The following is a 9,625-nucleotide window of genomic DNA, read 5'->3' as shown; positions in this document are numbered from 1 at the left end:
GGCTCTGCCTTCGAAGGTTCGAATCCTTCTCCCTCCACCATTTCAAGTGCGACAATTTGAAAGCAATACCCCGTGGAGGGGTTCCCGAGCGGCCAAAGGGATCAGACTGTAAATCTGACGGCTCTGCCTTCGAAGGTTCGAATCCTTCTCCCTCCACCATCATTCAGAAAACCCGGCCTGGCGCCGGGTTTTCGCATTTATAGCCCGCCGCAATCCATTCTCCCTCTGCACTCCAGTCCCTTATCGCCATTTACCTGCAGCCGATCGCGCAATAAAAAACGGGAGGCCTGCGCCTCCCGTTTAGGTTCATATCAGCCCTGTTACGGGATGAAGCGTTACAGAGTAAAGCGATAGAAGATATCGACCGCCTGAGCCACCCCGCTCATCGCCTGCAGATAGAGCCGTGGCAATACCTCGTAGCGCAGCTTGAATTCGGCGATGGGGCTGAAGACCCCGACCCCGTACTGGAACTGCAAGCCCGGCAGCAGATAGGCCGACAGAGTCACCTGGGTGTTGTCACCACTGCCCGCGGTATCGAGGGAGACATCGCTCATCCCGAGCGACTCGCCGATGCTCGACACCACGCCATTGGCCTGATTGACCGCACCGGCCACCAGCAGACCGTTGAAACCGCCATCTTCTCCGTTGGTTTGCAGCCCTTTGCCGCGCAGCAGATAGGAGAGCTGCTCTGACTGCGCCATCTGCGGCTCGGAGTAGACGGTGATCTCCGGCTTGCTGGCAGGGCCGGTCACCCGCACCCCGACCGTCACCTGACCCTCGATGGTATCGGGATCCCGGTTGGCTTCGATGTTGAGGAATGGTCGATCCAGCGGACCGGAGAAGAGGATCCGCCCCTCCTTGATGATGAGGTTCTGACCGTAAGCCTTGAAGCGGCCGTTGGTGAGCACCAGCTGGCCGTTGCCTGCCAGCGGTTTCTCGGGATCCTGACGGATATTGAGACCGCCGGAGACATCGGTCTTCAGTCCCATGGCATCAAGTTTCACATCGTTGCCAAGGCGGATCGCCACCTTCATCGCCAGCGGCAGACTTGCCTGCTTGGGAGCAGGGGGCAGATCGTCATAGACCACGGTCACATCATCAGAGACAGCCACCGCCGAATCCGGCAGGCTCTTGACCAGAATGCGCGCCCAGGGAATATCCACCTGACCGGTAATCCGGGTCTCCTCACCCAGCGACACCGCGATATCGGGCGAGACTCTGACCCGGCCCATGCCCGGATATTGTGCCTCCAGATCCTTGCCCTGAATGGTGAGGCTGCCGCTGACCGGCATCTTGGCCCAGCTGAGCCAGCCGCCCAACGCCAGCGGCCCCTTGCCCACCAGCATGGAGCCATCGAGCTCGGCGCGGTTGCCCTCGATCTTGAGGCGGGTCACCAGCTTGGTCAGGGTCACCATGTCGGAGTGGGTCTGCACTTCACCGTCACGCAGGTTGAGCTGGCCAAACAGCAGGGGCGCCGCCAGGGTGCCGTCGAAGCGGGCATCGGCGGAGATGATCCCTTGCAGGGAGCGCACCTCAGGGATGAGCGGCGCAAAGGTATTAAGCTTGAGATCGTCAAACTTGAGCTGACCACCGAGCAGACCGCGACCGGCGGGCTCCCTGATCAGCAGATCGGTATCGATATTGCCGATCTGTTTGGAGGCAAAATCGAGGCGAATGGCCGCCTGCTGCCGCTCGAAATCAAGGGCCAGAGCCAGCTGCTGATAGTCGGTCTTGAGGCCATCGGCCACAAAAGTGCCCGGCGTGGTACGCACCACCGCATGCAAGGTAGGCTGATTGCCACGCCAACTGGCGCGGCCATCGGCGGAGAGCATTGCCTGCCAGCGGAAGTTGTCCGGCAACCAGGGGCGCAGCCGTTTGAGATCAAACTCGCTCAGGGCAAACTCCAGGGTACCCTGGGCAGCGGAGACCTGACTCCCCTTGACGCAGAGGCTGGCCCCCTGGGAGCCGAGGCAGAGATCCCCCATCGCCAGCCGCTGACGCGGCAGATCGAGATCCAGCGCCCAGGGGGAGCTCAAGTCCCAACGGCGCAGCGGGGTTTTCAGCCGCAACTCGGAGAGCGCCCCGCGCCAGTGATCCCCGCGCACGCCGCCACCCAGTTTGAGGTTGGCCGCAACAGGGTCACCCTTCATGGTCAGGGTCAACAGATGCTGACTGATATCGCCGCTGAGGTTCAGGGCCAGCTGGCTGAGCTTGGTTTCGCCCTGTTTCAACTGCGCCACCAACAGCGAGAGCTCACCGGCCGGTTTGGCACCGATCACCGCATTGCCCTTGAGGCTAATGCCCTTCAGGTCGGTGCCGGCATAGTAGAGCCGCTCGGAGGCCAGATCCGCATCGATTTTTGGCGTCTGCTGATTGCCACTGACCTTCACCTGCCCCTTGATATCCCCTTTCAGGCCGGGATAGATACCCCCCAGCTGGGGAGCCTGCAGGTTGGCATCGAGCTTCCATTGGGCAGTGCTGATGCTGCCCTTGGCCTGCAACTGGTTCGGGCCACTTTGGAGCGAGAGCGCCGGGATCTGCCACTCCATCTTGTCGTTGCCGCTGAGCTCCCCCTTGAGGGCCAGCGGGTACTGGTTGAGCTTGCCATCCACCTTGAGCTTGGGCAGTTTCAGCTCCCAGTGGCCCGCTTCGTTCATCACGAAACGGCTCTCCAGCTCACCGGCCAGCGTCCCTTTCAGCTCGGGCAGCAGCTCGGCCGGATTGATCCCCTTGAACAGGGTGGTTCCCTGCCACTCGATCCCCTTGTTCCAGGCGAGTTTGCCATCGAGTTTGAGCTCCCCCTTGAGGGCGTTGAGCTGCAAGGCGATCTTGCTGAGCCGCTCCAGATCCCCCTTCCCGTCCAGCGCAAGCTTGAAGGGGGGGACATCGGTCCCCTTGCCGGAGGTATTGAGGGCAAACTGATAGCCGGAGAGCTTGCCCTTGGCAGTCAGGCTCCCTTTATCCAGCCGATAGCTCGGCTCATCTTTGGCGGGCTTGTGAAGAGGCCAGCCGAGGCTCTTCCAGTCGAGGGTCAAATCAAAAGGGAGATCCGGGTCGAGAGCGGCCAGCGAGCCCTTGAGATTGGCGACGACCGGTCCTTTGGCCGACAACGCCAGCCCCAGCTTGCCGACCGAACCGCTCAGCGCCAGCGTGGCCTGCTCCCCTTGCAGCTCGCCATCCAGCAGCCCCTTGCGGGCCTTGGCATCCAGCGTCACCGCCAGCGGGTAGTCATCACTTAGCTGAATGTGTCCCTTGAGCGCCAGATCGGCCATGGCGTGGCGTAGCGAGAGCTCGCGCACCTCGATGCGATCGTCGGCAGCAGTGGCCGACAGCAGCAGCCTGTCGAGCCCTTCGATCAGCTCGCCCTGCTTATATTGCACCCGGGTCGCGATGACCCCTTCCAGCTGAATGGGGAAAGGAAGATGAATGGCGGGCAGGAGAATGGGGGCTGCCTTTGCAGTTTGTGCAACTGGCGCCCCGTTGCCCTGTTTGGCTGTCTCGGCGCGGGCCTTGTCGTTGCGCGCCACCGCAGCTCCGGCTTGTTTCTCGTTAGCGGCTGGCTGCTTGGCGGATTTGGCTGCGCTGGCGGGCGCCGCGTCATCCAGCGTCACCTTCAAGTTATCGAGCACCGGGCCACGCACGATCAGCCCCTTGCGGTTGAGGGTGGCGCCGATATCGAGGGACCCCAGGGTCACAGCCACACCGGGCACCGCCAGATCGAGATCGGCTACCTTGAGGTTATCGACCTGGATCTTGAGTGGCAGCGGGCGCCAGACAAAGGGTTCGGAAGGCTCTTCCGGAGCAGGCTCGGAATCGGCTACCTTGACCACCGGATGGGTCACCGCCAGGGATTTTATCCAGAGCTTGCCCTGCAGCAACTTGCCGAGATCCCAGTCGAGTACGGCGCGATCCACCGTCACATCCACCAGCTCATCCTGCCAACCGACCCCTTCCAGAGTCCAGCCATAGCCAAGCTGACCGGCCACCAGCTCCCCCTTGAGGGAGGGCAGCGCCCCCTTGGCCTGTTGCCACAACCACTTGTTGCCCTGATGGGTAAAGCCCAGCAGGCTGACGCCGATGAGCAACAGGAACACCAGCCCCATCAGCCAGAGAAAGATGCGTTTTAGCCAGATCACAATGCAGACCCCCGCGCAAGATACAGCCGCAGCGGCCAAAGAAAAAAGCGTTTAGACAACATCATAATTCAGGCCCCAATGCGAAATGCAGCCGCAAGGGCTTGTCCTCTTCCGATACCCCGACCGCCAGATCCAGCCTGACCTGACCGATGGGGGTGACCCAGCGCACACCGACGCCGGTACCTATTTTCCAGGGCTCGCTGTAATCGGTGGTGGAGGTGCCTCCATCCACAAACATGGCCCCCAGCCACTTCTCGCTGAAGCGGTAGTTGTATTCCAGACTGGCCACGCTGGTGTAGCGGCCACCGGTCAGCTTGCCATCCGGCCCGGTGGGGGAGATGCTCTCGTAACCAAAGCCGCGCACCGTCTGATCGCCACCGGTAAAGAAGCGCAAGGACGGCGGCACCAGCGAGAAGCTGTCACCTATGATGGCCCCCTGCTCGGCCCGCATCAGGAATCTGTGGTTATCGCCAAGAGTACGGAGCCACTTGCTACGCCCCCACACCCGCATAAAGCTGATGTCGGAACCCCATCTGGGGTCGGAGAACTCCAGCGTCAGCTGCTGGCGATCCCCCCAATCGGGCACCAGAGTGCCGCGCACCCGCAGTCGGGACCAGGAGACCCCGGGGATCAGCAGCAAGCTGTTCCCCTCGTCGGCACCCTGGGTATAGATCTCGTTCTCCAGCCGGATAAAGACGTCCCGATCCCAGCTCTCCGGCCGCCGCGTCCAGCGGTGCACACCGATAGTGGTGAGATCGGAGCGGGTATCGTTGTTGTCCTTGTACTGGTAGCCGGTCTGGATGGAGTAGTAGTCCCGCAGCGGGTTACCCACCGGGATCTGGTAGTCGAAGCTGAGCTCTGCCTCCGGCGCCGACACCTTGGCGGTGGCAAACAGGCGGTGGCCGTAGCGGTTGACCCAGGGCTTCTCCCAGGTGGCACTCATCCGCGGCCCTACGTCGGTGGCATAACCGATACCGGTCTCGATTTCGTGATCGACCCGGTTATCCAGCGTCACCGCGATGGGCACCCGATAGTTGCTCGCCTCGCTCAATACCGGCTTGATATCGACCTGACGGAACAGCTTGGTGGAGGAGACATCCTGCGACATCTCGGCCAGACGGATGGCGAGATAGGGGTCGCCGCTCTTGATGTTGATAAGCGGGCGAATAAGGTGAAGCGCTTCGGGGGTGGCATCGTAGCGGATCTCGCCAAAACGGTAGCGATGGCCCGATTCGAACAGAATAAAGATCTCCGCCGTCCCCTTGTCCGGGAACACCTTGACCTGACTCTTGCTCAGCTTGGCATCAAAGTAACCGCGGGCCAGCCCGAGGCTGCCCAGATCCGCCTTGATGGATTCATATTTGGCGTGGTTGAGGGGCTCGCCCTCTTTGAGGGGCAACTTGTCCAGCAGGGCGCTGTAGAGCTCGTCGCTGCCCGCATCCCCCTCCAGCAGAATATCGAGGCGGGAGACGATGACCGGCTCCCCCTTGTCCACCTCAATCACCACTTTGGACGGGGTTTTCTTGTCGCGACTCAGAGTGATTTTCGGCTGGTAGTAGCCATAAACCTGCAGCGCCTTTTGCACGCTCTCGGTGATTTTGGCGCGGGCAGGACGATACTGGCGCTCCTGATAGACCGGCAGGGCATTGAGGTAGGCTTCAACGTTATCCTTGTTCTCCCCTTTCAACCCCTTGACCTGATAGGTGAGCTTGGCGGCAAACGCGGGCGAAGCCAGCAGCGACAGCAACAGGCCCACCCCCAGTACCCGCAGGCCGCGGCGAAACGCAGGGCCGGACAGTGAACGCCCTGCCAGCAGGGATGAAATGCATCCTGTCAAAGGTCAATATTCCTGAATCTGTGGTGAAGGAAACCAGCGCCCTTTCGGGCCAACCCCGAATGCGGCGCAGCACGTCATGCAGTGCATGGCCGCGACACAAAAATGCGCGCCAGAAAAATGGCGAACCTTATCCTAACATAGGCATCGGCCAGCGACAGCGCAGCACCATTGGCAAATTCGCCATATCTTTTAAGAGGTTGACCACAAATCACACATTTTGGTGACAATGACGCCGCCCGCTTTCCCGATGGAAGCGAATTGACCTGCCCTGAATAAGGCTCACCCCACCATCAGGCACCATTTGTCACCTCTCCTCCTCTCTTTACCAGCAGAAACCCACCACGACAGAGTTTGTCGGCATCACCCCACCCTCACCGTTTAACAGGCCCGGCACACCCTAAAGCCAGCCGTAGCGGGTGATTAAGAATTGCTCGTTCAGCGCAATCGAATTATCCCGCTGCCTTTGCAGCCGCCCCTCCCTCACACTTGAAGCATCAACTGAAGGAGACACATCATGCATGCACGTAGCGAACAGATGGCTGACTATATTGCCGATCGTCTCGAGTTCATCACCTTTCTCGCCTGTTGCAGCGCCCTGCTGGCCCTGCTGACCGGCATGAGTGGTCAGCAGGCGCTGGCTTTTACCGCCCTGAACCTGCCGTTTGGCCTCGGCATTCTGCTGGCGATGGCGATGCTGGCCCCCCTGCCCGTCCACTGGCGGCTGCCGGGCATCACCTTGCTGCTGGCAGGTTGCGCCCTGATGACCCTGCAACTGGGGGGAGAGTGGCTCAATCCGCTGGCCATCTGGAGCCTCTACGCCCTGCTCGGTCTGGAGATCATCTGGCAAGCGCGTCCCCGCGCCATGCTGACCACCCGCGCTCGCCAATAATACGGCCGATAAAGGGCGGCTGTGATGGCTGACGCCGGTGGCAAATTGGGGTACTCTTGCGCCCCCATTTGCTACCACCCTTGGCGTTAACAACCTTCGCCATTACTCCCAGGAGCGCCCCGATGAAAAAAGCCTGTGCCCAGCACATTCTGGTCAAGACCGAAAAACAGTGTCTGGAGATCAAGGAGAAGATCGAGAAGGGAGCCGACTTCGGCCAGATGGCCAAGCGCTTCTCTACCTGTCCCTCAGGCAAGCGTTTTGGCGATTTGGGAGAATTTTCCAAGGGCGATATGGTGAAAGCATTTGACGATGCCGTCTTCAAGGGTGAACTGCTCAAGGTGCTGGGGCCGGTGCGCACCAAGTTCGGCTTTCATCTGATCAAAGTGCTCTATCGCAACTAAGTCATCGCAACTGACCATTTTCTCGGTGAAGCTCCCGTCAGGCGGGCTTCATCGACCTCTGAATCTCCCTCGCAAAACTGACCAAAACCACGCCAAACTCTCATCAATTTACTAACGTTATCAGGCAATTAAGTTTATCCTTCTCGGCATTGTCCACATTCGACGATGGATCCCGTGCTATGCCCTGCTCTTGCTTGTGGCCCCTGCTGGCCTGGTTACTCCCGCTCGCTGGCGCCCTCGGCAGCCGCTTTCATCTCTGGCCCTGGTGGATCGGTTTTGCGATCTGTCTCATCGGAGTCCTTGTCTCCCTGATCTTGCTGGTGCGTCTGCCCTGGAGCCGCAACCGCTACGCCAGCGTCCTCGGCGCTTTGCCGCTGCTGCTGCCGCTGACCTTTGTGGCACAGGCGCTGCGGATGCCGCTGATCAACGATGTGAGCACAGATCCCTACAATCCCCCCCAGCTACGCTGGGCGGCAGAGCTCAGAACGGCGCAGGATCTGCCAATAAATAGCGCACCGCTGAAAGCAGTTGAGGCAAAACCCGGTCCTCTCTTTACCAGGGCTTCTCCTGCCGAAGTGTTGATTGAAGCCAGCGAACTGATGCAGGAGGTGGGCTGGCAGGTACGACCCAGCCCGGATGGTCTGGATGCGGTGGTTACCACCGGCTGGTTCGGCTTTCAGGATGATGTGGCGCTGCGGGTCTTTACTGGCCCCAAAGAGACCCGCATCGATATGCGATCAGCCTCCCGTCAGGGGCAAAGCGATCTGGGCACCAACCGGGCGCGGATCGAGGATTTCCTGACCCGCCTGAACGAGCGCCTCGGTCAGGCCTACAAACCCAATTTGAAACCGTAAGTGTGAAACAACAAGAAGGTAACTGATGCGCGTTGAGGTCAAACCCGACCGGGAATATGCCTGGTTTATCCGCCCCTTTTTCTGGCTGCAAAAGCGCAACTATGGTCAGGTGCTTATTCCGGGCAAGTGCTGGGGCCGCTCGCCGCGCCTCTTTGCTGCCGTCGCCACCCTCTACGGGGTCATCAACCGCAAGCGCTCCCCCATCGATCCCGTGCTGCGCTCGCTGGTGACGGTGCGGGTCTCCCAGCTCAACTGGTGTCGTTTTTGCGTCGACATCAACGCCATGACCCTGGTAAAGAGAGCCGGCTCCAGCGAGAAGGTGGAGGCGCTGGCCAACTGGCGCGAAAGCCCCTTGTTTGACGAGCGGGAAAAAGCGGTGCTCGACTACACCGAAGCGATGACTGGCCTCGATGGGGTCAGCGATGAACAGGCAGCCCGCCTCAAGCCCTGGTTCGATGACGATGCCATGGTGGAACTGACCGGCCTTATCGCCTTCCAGAACATGTCGGCCAAGTTCAACGCCGCCCTCGATATCGCGCCGCAGGGCTTCTGCCAGCTGCCGGTGCAGCCGGAACGCCCTGCCCAGCCAGACAGCAAGGACGCCTGATGAACCGGACCCGCCTGCTGCTTGCACTGGTCATGGGGGGCCTTATCGGCGCCTTTTTTGCACTCGATCTCGGTCGTTACCTCACTCTGGACGCCTTGCAGGCCCAGCAGGCGGCTGTGGCGCAATGGGTCGACAGCCACTTTGTCTCGGCAAGCCTGCTGTTCGTGCTTATCTATGTGCTGAGCACTGCCCTCTCCCTGCCCGGTGCCAGCCTGCTCACCCTGGGTGGCAGCGCTGTGTTCGGCGTCGGCTGGGGGCTGCTGCTGGTCTCCTTCGCCAGCACCCTAGGCGCGACCCTGGCCTTTCTCAGCGCCCGCTTCTTGCTGCGCGACTGGGTCACCGCCCGCTTTGGCGACAAGCTGGCCACCTTTCAGTCCGGCATGGCGAAGGAGGGGGCCTTCTATCTGCTGAGCCTGCGCCTCATCCCTATCTTCCCCTTCTTTCTGGTCAATCTGCTGATGGGGCTCACCCCCATCAGAGTCAGCACCTACTACTGGGTCAGCCAGCTTGGCATGCTGCCCGGCACCTTCGTCTATGTACTGGCGGGCAGCGAGCTTGGCCAGTTAACCAGCACCGGCAATATCCTCTCCCCCGGCCTGATGGTCGCGTTGACCCTGCTCGGCCTGATGCCCTGGCTGGTCAAGAAATTGACCACACACCTCGCCCAGCGGCGCCTGCTCGCCCCCTACCGCAAACCCGCTCGCTACGACTACAACCTGCTGGTAATAGGTGCGGGCGCCGGTGGGCTGGTCACCAGCTATATCGCCGCGGCGGTGAAGGCCAAGGTGGCGCTCATCGAGAAGCACAAGATGGGGGGCGATTGCCTCAACAGCGGCTGCGTCCCCTCCAAGGCATTGATCCGAAGCGCCCGCTTTGCCGCAGAGCAGCGTAAAGCCGACGA

Annotated in this window: 7 protein-coding genes and 1 tRNA gene; 6 read left to right on the top strand and 2 right to left on the bottom strand. The window is 61.0% G+C overall.

What is annotated here, in order from left to right; translation table 11 throughout:
• Positions 1 to 74: 74 nt before the first annotated feature.
• Positions 75 to 159 (top strand) — tRNA-Tyr (locus L972_RS08760).
• A gap of 176 nt (positions 160 to 335) precedes the next feature.
• Here the strand turns inward: L972_RS08760 and tamB are convergent.
• Positions 336 to 4,136: an autotransporter assembly complex protein TamB gene (tamB, locus tag L972_RS08755; RefSeq protein ID WP_047437592.1), complete on the bottom strand. Its 3,801-nt coding sequence runs from the start codon at positions 4,134 to 4,136 to the stop codon at positions 336 to 338.
• Between the two features lie 61 nt (positions 4,137 to 4,197).
• Entirely contained in the window at positions 4,198 to 5,973 is a 1,776-nt protein-coding gene (gene tamA, locus L972_RS08750; RefSeq protein WP_005334265.1) for an autotransporter assembly complex protein TamA, read from the bottom strand.
• A gap of 514 nt (positions 5,974 to 6,487) precedes the next feature.
• On the opposite strand from tamA, the gene L972_RS08745 reads away from it, so the two are divergent.
• The 5 genes from L972_RS08745 to L972_RS20740 all read left to right on the top strand — a co-directional run.
• Positions 6,488 to 6,862: a hypothetical protein gene (locus L972_RS08745; RefSeq protein ID WP_047437590.1), complete on the top strand. Its 375-nt coding sequence runs from the start codon at positions 6,488 to 6,490 to the stop codon at positions 6,860 to 6,862.
• 122 nt (positions 6,863 to 6,984) lie between these two features.
• Positions 6,985 to 7,263 carry a peptidylprolyl isomerase gene (locus L972_RS08740; RefSeq protein WP_040066119.1) on the top strand — a complete coding sequence of 93 codons (279 nt, stop codon included), beginning with the start codon at positions 6,985 to 6,987 and terminating at the stop codon, positions 7,261 to 7,263.
• Between the two features lie 179 nt (positions 7,264 to 7,442).
• Positions 7,443 to 8,117: a DUF1499 domain-containing protein gene (locus L972_RS08735; RefSeq protein WP_047437587.1), complete on the top strand. Its 675-nt coding sequence runs from the start codon at positions 7,443 to 7,445 to the stop codon at positions 8,115 to 8,117.
• A gap of 25 nt (positions 8,118 to 8,142) precedes the next feature.
• A complete protein-coding gene (locus L972_RS08730) occupies positions 8,143 to 8,724 on the top strand; it encodes a carboxymuconolactone decarboxylase family protein (protein WP_021231092.1) in 582 nt (193 codons plus the stop codon).
• The coding region (locus tag L972_RS20740) for a TVP38/TMEM64 family protein (protein WP_047437715.1) at positions 8,724 to 9,625 on the top strand (902 nt) is incomplete at its 3' end. The genes L972_RS08730 and L972_RS20740, both read left to right, overlap by 1 nt.

Source organism: Aeromonas sp. ZOR0001 (assembly GCF_000801015.1).
Classification (GTDB): Bacteria; Pseudomonadota; Gammaproteobacteria; order Enterobacterales; family Aeromonadaceae; genus Aeromonas; species Aeromonas veronii.
Note: the sequence above shows the minus strand (reverse complement) of the source record. Positions and strands in the feature narration are given on the sequence as shown.